Source organism: Peribacillus sp. CSMR9 (assembly GCF_033141925.1).
GTDB lineage: Bacteria > Bacillota > Bacilli > Bacillales > DSM-1321 > Peribacillus > Peribacillus simplex_A.
In genome coordinates this window covers 16,605-34,196 of record NZ_JAOPHO010000044.1, presented here as the reverse complement: position 1 = coordinate 34,196, position 17,592 = coordinate 16,605, and the positions used below count along the sequence as shown (strand labels likewise).

At 39.7% G+C, this 17,592-nt stretch carries 20 protein-coding genes and 1 tRNA gene; 2 read left to right on the top strand and 19 right to left on the bottom strand.

Annotated elements, in window-relative coordinates:
* Both N9I19_RS17340 and N9I19_RS17335 read right to left on the bottom strand, forming a co-directional pair.
* Positions 1-72: transfer RNA gene (locus N9I19_RS17340), tRNA-Asn, on the bottom strand.
* A 133-nt stretch (positions 73-205) separates the two neighbouring features.
* A complete protein-coding gene (locus N9I19_RS17335; protein WP_317778508.1) occupies positions 206-685 on the bottom strand; it encodes a SprT family protein in 480 nt (159 codons plus the stop codon).
* An 83-nt stretch (positions 686-768) separates the two neighbouring features.
* On the opposite strand from N9I19_RS17335, the gene cmpA reads away from it, so the two are divergent.
* Complete coding sequence (gene cmpA / locus N9I19_RS17330) at positions 769-888, top strand: cortex morphogenetic protein CmpA (protein WP_089364909.1); 120 nt, start codon at positions 769-771, stop codon at positions 886-888.
* A gap of 82 nt (positions 889-970) precedes the next feature.
* On the opposite strand, the gene N9I19_RS17325 is transcribed toward cmpA, so the two are convergent.
* From N9I19_RS17325 to acpS, 14 genes are all read right to left on the bottom strand, one after another.
* Positions 971-3,154: a Tex family protein gene (locus tag N9I19_RS17325; RefSeq protein ID WP_317778507.1), complete on the bottom strand. Its 2,184-nt coding sequence runs from the start codon at positions 3,152-3,154 to the stop codon at positions 971-973.
* 92 nt (positions 3,155-3,246) lie between these two features.
* Positions 3,247-3,858 carry a PP2C family serine/threonine-protein phosphatase gene (locus tag N9I19_RS17320; protein WP_250211736.1) on the bottom strand — a complete coding sequence of 204 codons (612 nt, stop codon included), beginning with the start codon at positions 3,856-3,858 and terminating at the stop codon, positions 3,247-3,249.
* Complete coding sequence (sigB, locus tag N9I19_RS17315; protein ID WP_317778506.1) at positions 3,855-4,643, bottom strand: RNA polymerase sigma factor SigB; 789 nt, start codon at positions 4,641-4,643, stop codon at positions 3,855-3,857. The genes N9I19_RS17320 and sigB overlap by 4 nt, the downstream gene beginning before the upstream one ends.
* The gene (rsbW, locus tag N9I19_RS17310) at positions 4,621-5,094 is read right to left on the bottom strand and encodes an anti-sigma B factor RsbW (protein WP_061461190.1); all 474 of its coding nucleotides are present in this window, start codon (positions 5,092-5,094) and stop codon (positions 4,621-4,623) included. The genes sigB and rsbW overlap by 23 nt, the downstream gene beginning before the upstream one ends.
* Positions 5,091-5,423 (bottom strand): anti-sigma factor antagonist, encoded by a 333-nt coding sequence (locus N9I19_RS17305; protein WP_061461189.1) that lies wholly within the window; start codon positions 5,421-5,423, stop codon positions 5,091-5,093. Before N9I19_RS17305 ends, rsbW begins: the two co-directional genes overlap by 4 nt.
* A 59-nt stretch (positions 5,424-5,482) precedes the next feature.
* On the bottom strand, positions 5,483-6,493 hold the full coding sequence (locus N9I19_RS17300; protein WP_089364911.1) for a PP2C family protein-serine/threonine phosphatase: 1,011 nt from the start codon (positions 6,491-6,493) through the stop codon (positions 5,483-5,485).
* Between the two features lie 9 nt (positions 6,494-6,502).
* Positions 6,503-6,904, bottom strand: coding sequence for an anti-sigma regulatory factor (locus N9I19_RS17295; RefSeq protein ID WP_061461187.1), 402 nt, complete (start codon positions 6,902-6,904; stop codon positions 6,503-6,505).
* A gap of 3 nt (positions 6,905-6,907) precedes the next feature.
* Positions 6,908-7,264: an STAS domain-containing protein gene (locus tag N9I19_RS17290; protein ID WP_061461186.1), complete on the bottom strand. Its 357-nt coding sequence runs from the start codon at positions 7,262-7,264 to the stop codon at positions 6,908-6,910.
* A gap of 2 nt (positions 7,265-7,266) precedes the next feature.
* A complete protein-coding gene (locus tag N9I19_RS17285; RefSeq protein ID WP_061461185.1) occupies positions 7,267-8,094 on the bottom strand; it encodes an RsbT co-antagonist protein RsbRA in 828 nt (275 codons plus the stop codon).
* Between the two features lie 471 nt (positions 8,095-8,565).
* Positions 8,566-8,916 (bottom strand): type II toxin-antitoxin system PemK/MazF family toxin, encoded by a 351-nt coding sequence (locus N9I19_RS17280; protein ID WP_034306610.1) that lies wholly within the window; start codon positions 8,914-8,916, stop codon positions 8,566-8,568.
* 7 nt (positions 8,917-8,923) lie between these two features.
* Positions 8,924-9,205 carry a CopG family ribbon-helix-helix protein gene (locus N9I19_RS17275; RefSeq protein WP_061465936.1) on the bottom strand — a complete coding sequence of 94 codons (282 nt, stop codon included), beginning with the start codon at positions 9,203-9,205 and terminating at the stop codon, positions 8,924-8,926.
* 159 nt (positions 9,206-9,364) lie between these two features.
* Positions 9,365-10,528, bottom strand: a complete 1,164-nt coding sequence (gene alr, locus N9I19_RS17270; protein ID WP_317778509.1) for an alanine racemase — start codon at positions 10,526-10,528, stop codon at positions 9,365-9,367.
* 244 nt (positions 10,529-10,772) lie between these two features.
* Positions 10,773-11,777, bottom strand: a complete 1,005-nt coding sequence (locus N9I19_RS17265) for a LolA family protein (RefSeq protein ID WP_061461184.1) — start codon at positions 11,775-11,777, stop codon at positions 10,773-10,775.
* Between the two features lie 236 nt (positions 11,778-12,013).
* The gene (gene acpS / locus N9I19_RS17260) at positions 12,014-12,370 is read right to left on the bottom strand and encodes a holo-ACP synthase (protein ID WP_317778505.1); all 357 of its coding nucleotides are present in this window, start codon (positions 12,368-12,370) and stop codon (positions 12,014-12,016) included.
* A gap of 107 nt (positions 12,371-12,477) precedes the next feature.
* Between acpS and N9I19_RS17255 the strand changes: the two genes are divergently transcribed.
* The gene (locus tag N9I19_RS17255; RefSeq protein WP_061461182.1) at positions 12,478-13,068 is read left to right on the top strand and encodes a rhomboid family intramembrane serine protease; all 591 of its coding nucleotides are present in this window, start codon (positions 12,478-12,480) and stop codon (positions 13,066-13,068) included.
* Positions 13,069-13,095: 27 nt separating this feature from the next.
* On the opposite strand, the gene N9I19_RS17250 is transcribed toward N9I19_RS17255, so the two are convergent.
* The 3 genes from N9I19_RS17250 to cshA form a co-directional block, all read right to left on the bottom strand.
* Complete coding sequence (locus tag N9I19_RS17250) at positions 13,096-14,565, bottom strand: PH domain-containing protein (RefSeq protein ID WP_317778504.1); 1,470 nt, start codon at positions 14,563-14,565, stop codon at positions 13,096-13,098.
* Positions 14,558-15,031, bottom strand: coding sequence for a PH domain-containing protein (locus tag N9I19_RS17245; protein WP_089364914.1), 474 nt, complete (start codon positions 15,029-15,031; stop codon positions 14,558-14,560). The genes N9I19_RS17250 and N9I19_RS17245 overlap by 8 nt, the downstream gene beginning before the upstream one ends.
* Before the next feature lie 214 nt (positions 15,032-15,245).
* Entirely contained in the window at positions 15,246-16,745 is a 1,500-nt protein-coding gene (cshA, locus tag N9I19_RS17240; RefSeq protein WP_317778503.1) for a degradosome RNA helicase CshA, read from the bottom strand.
* Between the last annotated feature and the right edge of the window lie 847 nt (positions 16,746-17,592).

The following is a 17,592-nucleotide window of genomic DNA, read 5'->3' as shown; positions in this document are numbered from 1 at the left end:
CTCCGCAGGTAGGACTCGAACCTACGACCGTTCGGTTAACAGCCGAATGCTCTACCACTGAGCTACTGCGGAATAATGAAAATTGGGTTCCTTTTTCATGCTCAAGGACCTTAGTGTTTGTCGTGAAGAACAAGTTGTTATCTTGTCGACTCTTATGATTATAAAGAGGTTACAACCTAAAGTCAAGGGTTCTTTTGTGTCTTTTTTAAATTTCTGTTTTTTCCTCTTTAAACCCTTGGTAAATCAATGTTCCGCGACATTTACCACAAACGAAACGGGTAGTGTCGATTCGTTTTTTTCTTATATACACCTGCTGACAGTCTTCACATTTATATTGAATAGTATTCATCTTTCTCTTTACTTGATTTGATTGTAGTGGCTCGCAAAATCTCGGTGCCCCCACTTTTTTGAGTAATTGCTTAAAGTCTGCATCACGATGCTGATACCCTTTCTTCTCGAGGTGCAGATGATAATGGCACAATTCATGTTTTATGATACCAATCATTTCTCCCACACCGCGTTCATCAAGATACTTCTTATTAATTTCAATATTGTGTGAACGGAGCAAGTATCGTCCTCCTGTAGTTCGAAGACGAGGGTTAAAAGTGGCTACATGTCTAAAGGCCTTTTTAAAGTCTTTCAACGAAATTTCTTCAACTAGTTTTTGCAATTGCAGATTATCCATTTCCCCCTCCCTTTCCTTGGTAACATGACAACCCATTATAACATAGACTAATAATACAATAGGAAACTAAGGGAGGAAAAGCTATGCCTAATTGGTTCCAGAATCAAATCCGTAAAGCCTTTTATGAAAAGGATTATTATCAAGTGAAGATGTTGAATCAATGTTGGTTTTTTTATCAAAAGAAGGAAAGTCTCCGATTATAGATTCAACTATGTTCGAAATATAACATACATTTACTTCCCCAAAAAAACCCCTTCTAATAATATAGAAGGAGCTTACCATAGGCTAGTTTTGATTCTTTGGCTCGAGCATAGTTAAAGATACCCTTTGCTTTTGAGAGTCGACCAGTTCTACCCAAACCGTCACAACATCCCCAACGGCAACTATATCCAATGGGTGCTTTACAAACCGATTGCTTAGTTTGGAAATATGCACAAGTCCGTCCTGTTTAACACCGATGTCCACAAACGCACCGAAATCCACAACATTCCTCACTGTGCCTTGTAATTCCATCCCAGTTTGCAGATCCTCCATTTTTAGCACATCTTGCTTAAGCAGTGGTTTTGATAATTCATCCCGAGGATCTCTTCCCGGTTTCATCAAATCATCTATGATATCTTTAATCGTAATTTCCCCAATTTCCAAAACATTTACTAATTCCGTCGGATTTAGTTTACCTAACTCTTCATTCAGTGCATCACTGCCTAAATCCTCAGATGTGAATCCCATTTTCTTTAACAATTTATTCACGGCACTGTAGTTCTCAGGATGTATCGCGGTTTGATCCAAAGGTTCATCTCCATTAATGATACGCAAGAACCCTATGCATTGTTCATATGTTTTGGCGCCAAGTCGGGGAATCTTCTTTAATTCCTTCCTGCTAGCAAACTTCCCTTCCACTTCCCTTTTCTTCACAATATTTTGAGCAACTGATTTTGATAAACCAGCTACATATTGTAATAGGGACGATGAAGCGGTATTGACGTTAACTCCCACCTGGTTAACAGCTGTCTCTACTACAAAAGAAAGGGATTCCGTTAACTTTTTCTGGGACACATCATGTTGATACTGACCTACCCCCACTGATTGAGGATCAATTTTTACAAGTTCGGCAAGGGGATCTTGAAGCCTTCTGCCTATAGATACGGCGCTTCTCTGTTCTACTTGAAGATCCGGAAACTCTTCACGGGCAATATCTGAGGCAGAGTATACACTTGCCCCCGCTTCATTAACAATGATATAAGAAATATTCCCTTTCACTTCCTTTAGAATATCCGCGATGAATTGCTCTGATTCACGTGATGCCGTCCCATTGCCGATTGCCACAATTTCAACTGAGAACCGCTGAAGTATTTCGATCGTTTTTTCGCGGGCAGCATTAAACTTCGCAACAGGGGGATGCGGGTAGATTACACTAATATCGAGTACCTTTCCCGTTTCATCAATAACAGCCAATTTACAGCCCGTCCGATATGCCGGATCTAGAGCTAGGACCACTTTCCCTTTAAGCGGGGGTTGCAGGAGCAAGTTCCGGAGATTTTCAGAGAAAATGTGGATAGCTTGATCCTCTGCTTTTTCCGTCAGCTCTTTCCTGATTTCCCGTTCTACCGAAGGCATGATCAAACGCTTGAGTCCATCCTCAATTGCTGATTTAAGGACACTTTGGGCTTCAGATTTGTTATTTTTAATGATTTTCCGTTCCAGATGACCAATGATGATTTCAGTCCGAGGCTGAATGGATATTCGTAAAACCTCTTCCTTTTCACCTCTGTTAAGCGCTAAGACCCGATGTGGTACGATCCTTTGAACTGGCTCCTCATATTCATAGTACATCTCGAAGATTCTTTTCTCGTCCTTCTCCTCATTTTTTACGGCCGAAACTATTTTTCCAGCTTTGAAAATCTCAGCCCTCATCCACTTCCTTAATTCCGCGTCATCAGAAATATGTTCTGCTATGATATCCTGCGCTCCTGCAATAGCCTCTTCAATAGAAGTAACTTCTTTTTCTGCCGATACGAATTCTGCGGCTTTTTCGCTAACTCGAGCTTGCATTTGACATTCAAGAAGCCATTTAGCCAGTGGTTCAAGCCCCTTTTCTTTAGCGACCGTCGCCTTCGTTCTCCTTTTTTGCTTGAATGGCCTGTATAAATCCTCGACTTCCTGCAGTTTTGTTGCCTTCTCGATTTGTCTTTTTAATTCTTCCGTCAATTTTCCCTGTTCACCAATCGAACGCGTAACTTCCATTTTCCTCTGCCCAAGGTTTTCTAGATAGTTCCACCTTTCCATAATGGAACGAATCTGCACTTCATCAAGCGAACCCGTCATTTCTTTTCTATACCGGGCAATAAATGGTACAGTATTCCCCTCTTGCAGCATCTGTATGACGTTTTGAACTTGATTATTTTTCAAAGTTAGCTCATTGGATATTTGTTTAATCAATTCTTTTAATGTATCTTCTACAACGATCATTTTGTTTACCTCCAAGCTTTTAATCTAATATGTATAGTCTAGCAAATGAGGGATGAAGTTGCGAATCCATTACAAAAAAGCTCACTTCCGATTTATGGCGAAAGTAAGCTTCCTAAAATGAAAGTTGTATCATCTGCAGTTACTGGACTGCTTTCTAAAATGCATTGGGCGTTCTTATCGATAGGGACAAGCCTTTTTAAAAAAGATTTAGCTCCCTTAAGTTCTAGACCATCGGAATGAAGAATGAATTTTGCATTAGGTTCATATTTGTAGCTCTGCGTCCTGTATTTTTGCTTCCTGCCTGATAAATACCCTGTAACAGGTAAAGGGTAAACAAGATGGTCCTCGCTTGGATTATACAGAAAAAAGCGGATGTTCCCAACTGAACTGTATATAAATTCATTCTTTTCATAAAATATCTTCAAAATGGAAACGGCTGCCCCCCGCTTATCGATTAAAACTTGATTACATACTGCCATTAGTGATTCTACATCCAACTCATGATTACGTTTAACTTCCTCGATGACGGCATGGGAGGATTCGTAAGCATTTTTCCCGCTACCTAGCCCATCTGCCAGTACACACACAAAGTATTCTTTCGTATGAAGAAAGAAGTAATCATCACCGCAATAAACCATCCCGTTTTTAGAGGATTGAGAGACAAGGACTTCTATTTTTTCTTCCCTCAGAATATCTTTGATCACTGTATTAACTCCGAGTTTTCAGCGTTAATGGCTTCTTGAAGTTTCTTGATTGCGCGGCGCTGGAGTCTTGATACATGCATTTGGGAAATTCCAAGTTTATCGCCCGCTTCTTTTTGACTTAAATTTTCTAGATAAGTATGTTGAATGATCATCTTTTCACGGTCACTCAACACATGCAGCACCTTTTCAAGCACTAGGCGCTGATTGACCTTTTCAAAACCTTCATCGACATTTCCGAAAATATCAAGCAATGTGACCGTACCACCATCGGAATCCGCCTCAATAGAATGATCAACAGATAACGCTTGATAGCTTTTACCCATTTCCATCGCTTCTAAAACTTCTTCTTCAGTAACCCCTATACAATCGGCTATTTCATCTATTCTTGGTGAACGGTGCAGAGTCGTCGTTAATTCCTCAACAGTCACCCTTATTTTCGGACCAAGTTCCTTAATTCTTCTTGGCACATGAACACTCCATGTTTTGTCACGCAAGAACCTCTTGATTTCCCCGATTATTGTAGGAACGGCAAATGCCTCAAAGCTTTTACCGAAAGATTCATCATATCTCCGAATGGCACCTAACAAACCAATCATGCCGACTTGAGAGATATCCTCCTGAAATGATTTCCCCTTCGCATACTTTCGGGAGATTGTTTCAACCAAACTTTTATAATGGATGACCAGTTTACTCTGTGCTTCATCATCTTGGTTCTGCTGATAAGCTCTAATCCATTCATTTACCTGTTCCCTTTGTGCCTGATTAGGTTGAGACTGTTTTTGCATCCATCTCCACCTGCTCTCCTTCTAAAAACTTAGTCATAAATACTGTAACCCCGTCATGCTGATGAATTTTCACATCATCCATCAGAGTTTCAATGAGGTAAAGACCCAAGCCTCCTTCTCTCAAGAGCTCGACTTTTTGTCCATTTTCGTATGGACCGATTCCTTGACGAATCTCTTCGAAATTACAGCTCTTACCACTATCAGAAACCATGACCTCCAAACGGTCAGGATAAAGCCCGAAACTCACTTTCACTTCACCTTTTTCAGAATCCTTATATGCATGCTGTACCGCATTTGTACAAGCCTCACTGGTAGCGATTTTCAAATCCTCGATTTCATCATACGCAAATCCCATCCGGCTACCTATTCCAGATAGCGTTAAACGAATGACACCGATGAACTCTGGTTTTGCAGGTATTTTCATTTCGATGTAATCATATACTTGGCTCATTCTAACCCACCCTCTGTACCACTTTTTATATCAATGATATCTGCAAGACCCGTAATATCGAATAAACGTCGTAACCTTTCTGATAAACCAACTAAAGTGAATTCGCCATCATGTGCCCTTACGCTTTTAAAAGCACCGACAAATACTCCAAGTCCCGTACTATCCATATAGGAAACTTCAGTTAAATCAATAATAATCGAAACATTGTCCTGCTCTGATATTGGAAATAGTGATTCTCTTAGTTTTGGTGCAGTATAGGCATCGATTTCACCTTTTAGTTTTACAATAAATTCATTATTTAATTCATTAACATCTACTGTTATATTCATCCTTGACCCACCTCTTCAAATCCTCTTCATTCCTATATCTATACCCTGTGGAAAAAATACTAAACATTTGATTTTAAAATTATTAATGTGAAATCATCCCTTAGTTGGAAGTTCTGCATTTTCTCCAATTGCTTATAAATATTATTCACCATTTCCTGGGCTTGTAAGTGCATATTCTTTTTAATGAAACCAATTAGCGTTTCCCTTTCTATGAACCCATCATTTGTCCGGCACTCGGTCACTCCATCAGATAATAAAATAATCATATCTCCGCGATTCACCGTTTTTTCATATTGGCGATACCTTGTTTTTTTATCAACTCCAAGCAACAAACCTTTTGCATCCAAATCGCTAAAAGTACCTGAAGCGGCGTCATAGTAAAAACCAGGTTCATGCCCAGCTGAAGCATAGGAAAATTGCCTGTCATGCGGATCATATAAGCCATAGAACATGGTTATGAACATACTTGGATCTACATTATGCTCCACAACACGGTTTAAACTCTCAAGCACGCTTTTCGGTTCATGACGATGCTCCGGAAGACTATCCATCGCATATTTAATCATCGACATGCACAATGCAGCAGGAATCCCTTTGCCTATTACATCGGCAATCCCTACCCCGATACGCTCATTTTCATCTTGGACGAAGTGATAATAATCTCCATTCATCTGTCTGGCCGGAACACTTATCACCCCAATTTCAAGAGCTTTGATATCAGGAATTTCCGTTTCCAAAAGAGTATGTTGAACGTTTGCCGCGATCTCAATTTCCGTTTTCAGTTCCTGCTGTTGATGTCTAAGGCTTTGATGTTCACGGTATGCAATGCCGTATCCCATCATGACTTCTAACAGAAAATCGAATGAATCCAATACTTTTCCCGGTAATTCCGGGTAAAGTTCCATTAAGTTATTTTTATGCATACTGATGATTTCTTCTGGAGATATATTGTATTTTATATGTAGGCGGCTAATCTTTTGTCCTTGGTAGAGTGCCTGCTCATTTTGGTCTTTAAGATAAGTAGAAAGCGCCTCATGATACTTTTTCTCCATGTTCTCCCTAATATCCATAGTCCCCCCCTAACGGAGCCATTTCGTAGCGACAATCTTAGTCCCTTCTCCTGGTATCGATTCAATATCAAAGTCATCCATTAAACGTTTGACTCCAGGAAGGCCTGCCCCCAGTCCCCCTGAGGTGGTATATCCATCTTCCATGACTCTGCGAATATCCTCAATTCCCGGCCCTTGGTCCTCTGCAATGATTTTCAATCCTGACTTCCCATTTATATTTGGCTTTTCTATGCTTACACTGCCTTGTCCAGCATATAAGTATATATTTCGGGCCAATTCGCTTATAGCCGTTGTGATCCTTGCCTGGTCTACAGTACCGAACCCCAACTCTTTAGCGACATTTCTTCCGAGCTGCCTTGCAGCTACGATGTCCCATTCATTTATGATTTTTACGCAGGATTGGAACTCCATTCTTTAATCCCCCAATTCCTGTTGTAATTTCTCCAGGCCTTTCTCTAAATCTAATGCTGTCAAAACACCATCGAGACTAATTCCCAGTTCAATTAATGTTATTGCAACAGCAGGCTGGATCCCCGTAATTACAACCTTTGCCCCCATTAGCTTAGACATGCTAAAGACATCGCCTAATACCTTTGCGATAAAGGAATCTATGAAATCTATTGAGGTTATATCTATAACAACGCCATTTGCGCTTGTTTCATGAATCTTATGCAGTAAGTCCTCTTGAAATTGAAGGGCTGTCACATCATCCAATTCCCACTGAATAGAGACTAACAAGCAGTCATAAAGCTTTAATATCGGAATCCTCATACTTATCCCTCCACCTTTACGATCTTACGGCTCGTTAATTCCAACGCAACTTCTATCCCTTTTTTCAACGTATTTTTTGTAATCACTTCATTTAAATTAATTCCAAGATTAACGATGGTTTGGGCTATTTCAGGGCGAATGCCGCAGAGTATACATTTAGCACCCACTAATCGGACCGCTTCCGCTGCCTGGATGATATGATGAGCAACCATGGTATCCACGACCGGCACACCCGTTATATCAATAAGAACAACTTCAGATCTATGCTTAACCACGCCAGTCAGCAGGTTTTCCATTATCTGTTTGGCACGTTCAGTATCAATTGTGCCAATCAGCGGCATTACCGTAATGCCTTCCAAAACAGGAATGAGCGGAGCCGAAAGTTCTTGCAAGGCTATTTTTTGCATGGAAACGGTTCTTTCCCAAGTTTGGGTATATATATTGACTATCTCATTATTTATTGGTGTTGCCCATTTATCCAAATGGTTAACAAGATTGACTTGATTCTCAAGAGTCACCAAACCCTTTGCCACCATTCCATTAATGACAATTAACGTGAATTTATGAAGTCCTTCATTGACGAAAGTAAGAGGCCATCCCAATTGGACGACTTTCTCGGCAAAATCTGAAAGCTTCAATGTGAATTCCTTGTTTTTACTATCAACATTCGTAATGATCATATCTATAAATTCACTGCTCGTTTGCGTAAACATTCGATCAGAGACGACTTTAATTAATCTTTCGTCTGTACTTTCCTTCATGATATCCATCCACTCAGTAAGGATGTAATCATGATTTTGCTTAATAAAATCGTAAACCAATTGGTTCATAATATCCTCCCATTCTAACACAATTGCTATGTTTCCCTGTCCTCGTCACAAGGATGTTAACTAACTGTAATGTTCTTTCCACCTGGAATTCCATTGGGTTTCCCCACTACACTTTTCCTTATTTAAGTATCTACAACATAACTACATACCCGAAAATCAGGTAAGGAAAACATCTTTCAAAGTAAAGTTAGGAGGATACCAATAAAAACCAATGAACGTTTAATCCAATATCTAATTGTATACTTTTTTATTCGTCAAATTTTTTATATTTCCTGCTGTAAAAATTGGTACAAATAATACGATTAATTGGATTGAAGAATCTTCATCCTCTGAATTCCTTTATTGTGTACATAAATTTATGTTATTTCATAAAAAAACACGATTCCCACTGTTGCAGGAATCGTGCCATCTAATTAAAATAATGAATGATTTGTATTATAATAACGCCCGGATTAACGGGAAAACGTTTCTCTAAAACTCAATGAGGCCTAGACTGATTTGTAAAGCTTCATTGACCTTTTGCATCATTGGTTCGTCAAGATGCGTAATTTTATCGGTTAAACGCTGCTTATCAATTGTCCGGATCTGTTCTAATAAAATGACGGAATCCCGTTCAAATCCGTACTTTTTGGCATTAATCTCAACATGTGTAGGCAATTTCGCTTTTTGAATTTGAGCTGTAATGGCTGCCACGATCACAGTCGGACTAAAGCGATTACCAATATCATTTTGTAAAATTAGTACCGGACGGGTTCCACCCTGCTCTGAACCGACTACCGGGGAAAGGTCTGCGAAGTATACGTCACCACGCTTAACAACAATCAATGGCTCAGCCTCCGCTAACTAATCGTTCAACGCAATGACCAGCCTCGAATTCAGCCTGAAAGGCTTCAGAAGCAATCGTTAAGTTAATGGCCGCCATTTCAATATAACCGCGTTTCATCGATTCACGAAACTCTTTCTTTTTACGTTCGCGAAGATACATTTTTGTGGCACGATAAATAAATTCACTGCGATTTACATTTTCTTCACTCGCATACCCATCTAACTCTGATAAAAAATTTTGAGGTAATCGAATTAATATCTCTCTTGTTGCGCTGGATTCAGACACAAACATACACCTCCACCATCACTACACACCTTTATTATATATCCTTTTCAATATTACCATTAAATTGCCTATCTGCAAAGAGTATATTCTATTCTCCATCCTATTATCAGCATAATAAAGTAAATCTTATTCACAATCCTAGGATTTTTTTACAATCCGTCATTCCAGGATGAAGTTACGAACATGAATCAACTGATTGTCTTTTATATATACGCGGGGCACTCTTACTCCTATCATACACGTTACCTCATAATTGATCGTTTCCAGTTTAGCCGCTACCTCATCAACTGTAATCGATTCATCTCCATCGTTCCCAATGAGTGTGACCTCTGTTCCTACAGGGTATGATCGAGGCAGCTTGACCATGCATTGATCCATGCAAATCCTGCCGACAATCGGCACTCTGCTTCCATCCACAAGAACTTCCTGACCTTGCAGCTTACGGATCCAGCCATCAGCATAACCAATCGGCAAAGTCCCAATCCATTCATCACCTTCAGCCGTATATGTTGCTCCATAACTAACGCTTTCACCCTTTGTAAGCTGTTTAACTGCAACCATCTTCGTTCTCAATGATATAGCCTGCTTTAATGGAAATGGCAATATCGGCTTCATTTCCATAGAAGGACTCAAACCATACATGGAAATCCCCATTCTTATCGCATTCGATTCAGGATCGCTAAACCTTAAAGAAGCTGCACTATTGGCTGCATGAATATATTCTGGCCTTCTAATCAAGGCGGAAAGCATTCCTTTAAATGAAGCAAGCTGCTTTTCATAAAAGTCGGTCTTTATTTCATCGGCCGTCGCGAAATGTGTGAATATCCCTTGGAAGTTAAAACACGTTTCCCCATTAAGCAAACTTTCCACTTTCAAGAGTTGGCCTTTATCACGAATGCCAATTCTCCCCATGCCGCTATCAACTTTTACATGAACTTGCAGAACTTGTCCCGGTTTCAATAAATCCTTTGCCTTCTCCAACCATGTTACATCGAAAACCGTCACGGAAATCCCATTATCGGCAGCAAGCGCTGCACTTTCAGGCCTCGAAGCCCCAAGCACAAGAATCGGAGCCAATATTCCTTTTTTCCGTAAAGCAAGAGCCTCATCTAAGAAAGCGACACTTAAAAAATCAGCCCCCGCTTCAAGCGCGGTTTTAGCCACTTCATAGTCCCCGTGGCCATAAGCATTCGCTTTAACGACAGCGAAAAGACTAACGCCATTTCTCAGTCTATTTTTCATTGAAGAGATATTTTCAAAAATATTATCCAAATTTACTTCTGCCCACGTATCCCGATGAAAGTTTTTCGTTTCCAAGCCCATTTCCTTCTTTCCTGCACTCACAATAAGATTCTTCCCAATAGCGAAGTTTTCGTTTCATTATAGGACCATTCTATAACCAACTGATAGAAAGATAAAGTGCTTTTTAACATTGATTCTAATTTCCCAACTTGCCAAACCATTCAAAATGGAAGGGATTTAAAATGTCAACAAGCTGCTTCCCCGCCTATCCTTCCTAGAAGAAACCTTCATAAGGAGACGGGAAACATCAGCTTGTTATGTAATCCTATTTGACCGGATCTCCCCCAACTGAACGGGCGACTTCTATCATCTCTTCCTGTGTTAAGTCCTTTGATGCAATCATATAATCCACACCTTCAAGAGTCCATGCAATTGTATTTCCTGTCATGGCCCCGACTGTATAACCCAAATCAACTGGCTCTCCATTAACATTCGTTGAAACGGAGGTTTGGACTACCTCAGCTTTTTCCTGAACTAATGTAAAACTTTTTGTACCCTCATAGGTCAAAACGACACGTTCTCCCTTTTCCGTCGCAATTTCCTTTTCTTCCGTTAAGTTCATGTCACCAATATTTTCAGGGTATTTTACCGCAAACCCTTCATTTTGGACTTCCGCCATAACAGGCGCTTCAAGTTGTGCACTTGTCATGTTTTTCTTCATATCAAATGAATCTTTATCAAAAGTCGTATCGAATTTCACTTTTGAAAATTCAACAAGGACTAATGCGGTCTTATCGGGGTCCATGACTTTTACACTGACCGGAGATAAATCTTTTTTGTTTATAGTAATCTCTTGGTACGGCAACATTTTATTGTTTTGGTAGCGCGTTTTCGTTTCAAAGACATAATGTTTATCCGTTTCTTTATATGTCGCACTTTTATCTTCCGTAATGTCTTTCACCAGCGACTCAAACAAATAGGCCTGACTGCTGTTCTCCGGCCACTCGCTTTGAAATTTGAAGCTCTTATTCAAAGCTGGCGTCAAAACATATACACCATCATCATTTTTCAAAATCATCTGGCTTTGATCTTTCTCTTCATTTTTAAGATTTACGCGGTAAAAGGAAGGGTCCTTATGCCAAATTTCCACGTTATACACTTGAGGTTCCGTCCCCATCTTCAATGTCATCATCGCGTTAGCTTTATACCCTTTCATTTCGCCAAGCTTCTCATTCAATTCACTCACTACATCACCCTGTGATTTTTGGCCGCAAGCAGAAAGAGCAAGCAAGAGCATGATCCCTGCAAAAAGCATTAACATCTTCTTCATCTTTTCAACCCCTTTTTGTCATTTGAACGTAAAAGGGAGAGGAAAAGGCAGGATCCGGACATTGGCTCGACTGATGTCTTAGATTCCTCAGCATTTTAGACACGGATCAATTCGACCCGGCTAAAAACTTTTCGAGAGCACCTACTCTGCCATGTACCTTTTACCGGGCCTTGTCTCCCTATAGCACTAAATGTATATGAGACAACCTAAAGGTTTATGACCCGATTGGACAAAACTCAAATCACCCTTTCGATTACGACCTGAGCAACCGCATAATCCCTGCTGTGGCTAATAGAAAGATGGACCCCTTCAGAAAACGGCTTTGAAATCACTGGCTTTCCTTTATCATCAGATATGATTTCGATATCCAAAAAGGACAACTGCTTACCTATCCCTGTACCGTATGCTTTAGAAAAAGCCTCCTTTGCTGCAAAGCGCCCAGCAAAATACTCGATTTTCCTTCTTCCATTTAACTTTTCGAAAATCGAGATTTCCCTTTCAGTTAATATTCGTTTCTTTATACGGGGTTGCCGGTCAATCAATTTTTCCATTCTATCCAATTCAGTAATGTCGACGCCTATACCTTTAATCAAATTGACACCTCTTCTATTAAATTAATAAGTTGCATATTATTAGAAGGACTCTTTTACCTGGAAATGACAATATGTATCTTATTTAAAACGATAATAAGGAGGAATCCATGTTTACAAGAACAGAAAGCTTCCGCGAATACACCCATTCATATCGAGCTGTGACTGTGCTCATACTCATTATGATGATTGTTTTCGTTCTCGTGCTTTTCCCTATATTTCCTGGTAATGTAATTTTTTATTATGGAACAGGTGTGAACTTATTCATCGCTGATGGACAATGGTGGCGTTTGATCACCCCCATCTTTCTACATAGCACGTTCACACATTTACTGTTTAATGGTTTCTCACTTGCCATCTTTGGTCCATTCCTAGAGAAATTTCTTGGATCCGTAAAGTTTTCAATCTTCTTTTTATCGACCGGAATCCTTGCTAACATCGCAACCTTTCTAATTAAACCACTGACATATAACCACATAGGTGCCAGCGGTGCAATTTTTGGTTTATTCGGTTTCTTTTTTTACCTTGTACTGTTTAATAAGACTAATTTTACGAACAACGAAAGAAATACAGTATATACCCTGACCGGAATTGCCATTATCATGACTTTCATTCAACCACAGATCAACGTTGTCGGACATTTGGCCGGTATAGCAATCGGCGCTTTAACAGCCCCATTATACTCGAGAAAAAAGTGGTAGGACAAACAGCCGACTCTTTCCATTCATTCATTGGGAGTCGACTGCTTTTTTAGGTAAATACCATGATTTAATTAATCGGCAATCTTTTTCTTCCACATCCACAACCATGCCGACCCGGGAGCTAACTCCAGATTTAATAGATGCTGAAATCGTAGCTAATTCTTTTCGATTCTGAAACCAACTTTTTTTATATGTGATTGATTGAATTCTGCTTCTCTGCATGATCAATGTTTGCTTTGAGAAAAAACGGCTGCTCAGTTGCAACAAATTCCCTTCTATCCCCCATCCTGCATCTTTATATTGCATGTAAGCCCAAAAGACCGCCAACGGTAAAAGTAAAAGAGAAAGAAAACCCCAAGGCCTGCCAAACCATACCAAAGCACCGATGATTGGGATGATGTATAGAACCTTGCGTAATACAAACCGCGAAAGTGCACGCTTAGGTATCGATGTCATCTCCATGGTTGTTTGATAAACCGGTAAAATTTCCAGGAGTTTTTTATGTAAACGCTTCTTCTTGATCAAAGGGAACAGCATGATGGATAGGCTTTCTTTATCATCCATACTGCCTCCTGCATATTCAATATAAACTGTCGCCAATCCCAATGGTTTCCGAATCAAATTCTCCATGATCCTGATACCTTGCACTTTATGGATAGGGATTGTCAGCTGCCTTTTCTCGAGAAGCCCCCTGGAAATAACGATTTCCTCATCCGTTTTTATTACGGTAAAAGAAGCATATTTAATTACCATACTTAATGTGGCCAGTACATAAACCACCAATAAGGCCACTAGGGCAAGCACTGTAAGAACAATGGTTCCCATTCCAATAAAATCTTCATAACCCTTAAATATCCGCTTAAAAGGTATTATTTCATCAAACTGAGAAATAAAAGCGATCCCTCCAGATAAAAAAACACCTACCGCTCCCGAAGTGGCAGCCATAACGAATAATTGCGGAAGCGTCTGCTTAAAAACAGAAGATGATTTTGCCGCATCTTCATTTCCCCACACTTCATCTTTATCCTTATCAAGGGGGTTATTCGTATTGTTGCTTTTCTCCTGGCTTATAAAAGCATTGATTCGTTCCGCCTCACTTTTTCTTATGGCCGATAACACAGCATCAGCCTGAGCCCCGCCTGCAGTTTCAATATTCAACTTCACCAGCCGGAATATCCTCTGTATGATGCCCTCTGAAATATCTATGCTATGAATGCGATCAAACTTTATATACCGCTTCTTCCTTATGAGTACTCCGGACTCAATTCTGAACTCGCCGTCTTGTATGCTATATGTAAAACGTAACCATCGAAGGAATGCATTTATTATCAGTAAAAGTACAATAATGGCAATGACTAGCGGTTGAACCCATCCAGGAATCCCTTCATTCTTCCCAGGAATAACGACAACTAGTAAAAAAGGGATAACTAACTCCTTGACCGATTTAATAATATTAAGCAATACAGCTACAGGGTGAAGCCTTTTAGGTTCAGACATCTTCTTCCTCCACACTCGCCATTCTGGAAATATAGTGCCTTAATTCATCTGCCTCTGCAAGGTCCAGTGCAGGTATAACGTGAAGGGTCGCTGCAGTGGAGATTTCAACGGAGGCTAAATCATATTTTCTTAATAATGGTCCTTGCTTCGTTTCAACATGCTGAACCCTAATCATTGGTATGAGTGTTCTTTTAATGACAAAAATACCACTTTGGATATCAATTTCCGTATCCCTTACTTCGTAACGCCATCTCTTCCATTTCACCGAAGGAATCAGAGAGATGGTCAAATATGGTTGGATTATCGAAATTATGATCCACGCTCCAAAAACCCAATATGTCCAATTAAAAACGATTGTAAGCACGAGTACTGCGATGCTTATAATCCATGTTATTGAACAGCTTATAAGACCATTGATTTTCCATACGGTCAAGGCCTTATTCGATATACGATTTTCAGGTTCCATGCAGTTCCCCTCTTCTGTACAGGTATTTTGAATGAAACGTATCATTCATCCTTCGCTTCATCCATTATACTATAATTAAATGCGGGGTTTTAACCACTTTTCAAACAAAGTCCTTGAACCGTTCATCCAAAAACTTCTGCTCATTTTTAAACCCATGGAATATGGAGATGCATATAAAAAAATGCCGCTCAAATGAGCGGCATTTCCAATTCAATTAAATTTTATTTGACTTTTCTCTTTTTTGGCTCGTGCTACGGTTTCCGTAACCATTCGATTTACGGTTCGTGCTTGGGCGTTTACTTGATCCGCTACCGTAATCTTTTCTGCCTGAAGAACTGCGGCCATTGCGCTGTCTGTTACTTGAAGAACTGCTTCCTCCACGATTGCGGCGCATTGGAGATGGAGACTCTTCCGTTAACTTGATTGGCGTTTGATCCGGTTCTTTTGTCATTGATTTAAGCATAGCTGCAACTAAATCCGCCGCACTATGTTTTTGTAATAACTCTTCCGCTTGACCAAGGTATAATGATAAATCATCATTCTCGATTGTAGTCAGAATTTTTTCCGTTACTGCTTTTTGTTGACCTTCCAACGCTTCAGTTAACGTAGGGGTCTTAAGTTTCTCCATACGTTTTTTCGTTGTATGTTCAACTGCATGCAGTTGACCTCTTTCCCGTGGTGTTACAAACGTAATTGCAATACCGTGTTTACCCGCACGTCCTGTACGTCCAATACGGTGAACGTAGCTTTCTGGATCTTGAGGGATATCAAAGTTGTATACGTGAGTTACGCCGGAAATATCAAGTCCACGTGCAGCCACATCAGTAGCAACAAGGACATCGATGTTTCCTTCTTTGAATTTTTTCAAAACGGACAGACGTTTCGCCTGGCTAAGGTCACCATGAATGCCTTCAGCCATATAACCGCGGATATTCAATGCAGAAGCCAATTCATCTACACGGCGTTTCGTACGTCCGAAGACGATAGCAAGATCCGGTGTTTGAATATCGAAAAGGCGTGCAAGTGTATCGAATTTTTCACTTTCTTTTAACTCCAAGTAATATTGTTCGATGCGATCCACTGTCATTTCTTTCGCTTTTACACGTACAAGAACTGGTTCTTGCATGAATCTTTCAGCAATTTTACGGATTGGATCAGGCATTGTAGCTGAGAAAAGCAATGTTTGCCTTTCGTCAGGAACCGTTGAAAGGATCAATTCGATATCCTCAATGAATCCCATGTTAAGCATTTCATCTGCTTCATCAAGAACTACAGTGTGAACTCCGCCTAATTTAATATTTTTACGTTTGATATGATCTAAAAGACGACCAGGTGTACCAACGATAATATGTGGTTTTTTCTTTAAAGCACGGATTTGGCGGTCGATATCTTGTCCACCATAAACCGCTAATACACGGGCGCGTTTTCCGTAACCAAGCTTGAAAAGTTCTTCGGAAACTTGGATGGCAAGCTCACGTGTAGGTGCAATAACAATCCCTTGCACATTTTCGTTATTAATATCGATGTTTTCCATCAATGGGATACCAAATGCAGCAGTTTTACCAGTTCCAGTTTGCGCTTGACCAATGATGTCTTTACCTTCAAGAGCTAGAGGTATCGTTTGGGATTGAATCGGGCTCGCTTCCTCAAATCCCATTTTTTCTATTGATTTCATAGACGTTCTATCTAATCCTAATTCGCTAAACAATGTCAATGTTTTCGTACTCCTTTTTATATCGTAAATTTACACGTGCATTCATGGATCATGCACAGATGTTTAGTTCAAATCCTCATCATCATGACGGATGTTCTACTTTATCTCTTATGAAAAAGTTTATCATTATCACCTAAAAGTATGTCTGCCTTTTAGTTCAAATGAACTCAATATGATTTTTTAAAAAGGAAATATACCAGCACGAACATTCACTGGCATTTTTAGTTTCGCGCACGTGTAAACTTATCATTAACATACGCTCATCTTTTTAAAAGTACATGTAACCAAAATTAAATTCAATATGGAAAATTAAAAGTAGCATAAACGGATGTTTCACCGTTTTATTCAGGTGAGGGCTGCTGCACCTATTATTCATCAGACTTAAAAAGACTGTATGAACAAAACTTGACGAGAGCCAAGATTCTTATACAAAACAGGCCCGGTGCGTTGAGGATTTGCAGAAGTGGAAAAGCGCTAAATGCGGCTTGATTCCCTAATAGCTACTAAAGCCGCCAAGAAATGCAGCTTTTATATATGACCAGACGCGCGGCCTATTTAATCTAAAATAATCTCAAGAATGAACTCATGAAACATGTAAGAACATACAATTTTGTTGCCTCAACCTGATTAATTTAAATAATCATCAATGATAAGACATTTAAACTCATACTTCATATTACCATTTTCAAACTGTTATTGCAATAAAGGATATCTCCCCATTTATGGTTACTAAAAACTTTAGATCTTTTCAAAAAATAGGGGAATTTGATATTCCCACATGGAAATGTGCATCTGAAATACGTTTGAGTAAGAATTTAGCATGTTCATTCAATGTGCCATTTTATCG

Coding starts and splice junctions, on each gene's coding strand:
- N9I19_RS17335 (WP_317778508.1), bottom strand. CDS start 685: ATGGATAATCTGCAATTGCAAAAACTAGTTGAAGAAATTTCGTTGAAA.
- cmpA (WP_089364909.1), top strand. CDS start 769: ATGCCTAATTGGTTCCAGAATCAAATCCGTAAAGCCTTTTATGAAAAG.
- N9I19_RS17325 (WP_317778507.1), bottom strand. CDS start 3,154: ATGATCGTTGTAGAAGATACATTAAAAGAATTGATTAAACAAATATCC.
- sigB (WP_317778506.1), bottom strand. CDS start 4,643: ATGCAAAAACAGTCTCAACCTAATCAGGCACAAAGGGAACAGGTAAAT.
- rsbW (WP_061461190.1), bottom strand. CDS start 5,094: ATGAGCCAAGTATATGATTACATCGAAATGAAAATACCTGCAAAACCA.
- N9I19_RS17305 (WP_061461189.1), bottom strand. CDS start 5,423: ATGAATATAACAGTAGATGTTAATGAATTAAATAATGAATTTATTGTA.
- N9I19_RS17300 (WP_089364911.1), bottom strand. CDS start 6,493: ATGGATATTAGGGAGAACATGGAGAAAAAGTATCATGAGGCGCTTTCT.
- N9I19_RS17295 (WP_061461187.1), bottom strand. CDS start 6,904: ATGGAGTTCCAATCCTGCGTAAAAATCATAAATGAATGGGACATCGTA.
- N9I19_RS17290 (WP_061461186.1), bottom strand. CDS start 7,264: ATGAGGATTCCGATATTAAAGCTTTATGACTGCTTGTTAGTCTCTATT.
- N9I19_RS17285 (WP_061461185.1), bottom strand. CDS start 8,094: ATGAACCAATTGGTTTACGATTTTATTAAGCAAAATCATGATTACATC.
- alr (WP_317778509.1), bottom strand. CDS start 10,528: ATGGGCTTGGAAACGAAAAACTTTCATCGGGATACGTGGGCAGAAGTA.
- N9I19_RS17265 (WP_061461184.1), bottom strand. CDS start 11,777: ATGAAGAAGATGTTAATGCTTTTTGCAGGGATCATGCTCTTGCTTGCT.
- N9I19_RS17255 (WP_061461182.1), top strand. CDS start 12,478: ATGTTTACAAGAACAGAAAGCTTCCGCGAATACACCCATTCATATCGA.
- N9I19_RS17250 (WP_317778504.1), bottom strand. CDS start 14,565: ATGTCTGAACCTAAAAGGCTTCACCCTGTAGCTGTATTGCTTAATATT.
- N9I19_RS17245 (WP_089364914.1), bottom strand. CDS start 15,031: ATGGAACCTGAAAATCGTATATCGAATAAGGCCTTGACCGTATGGAAA.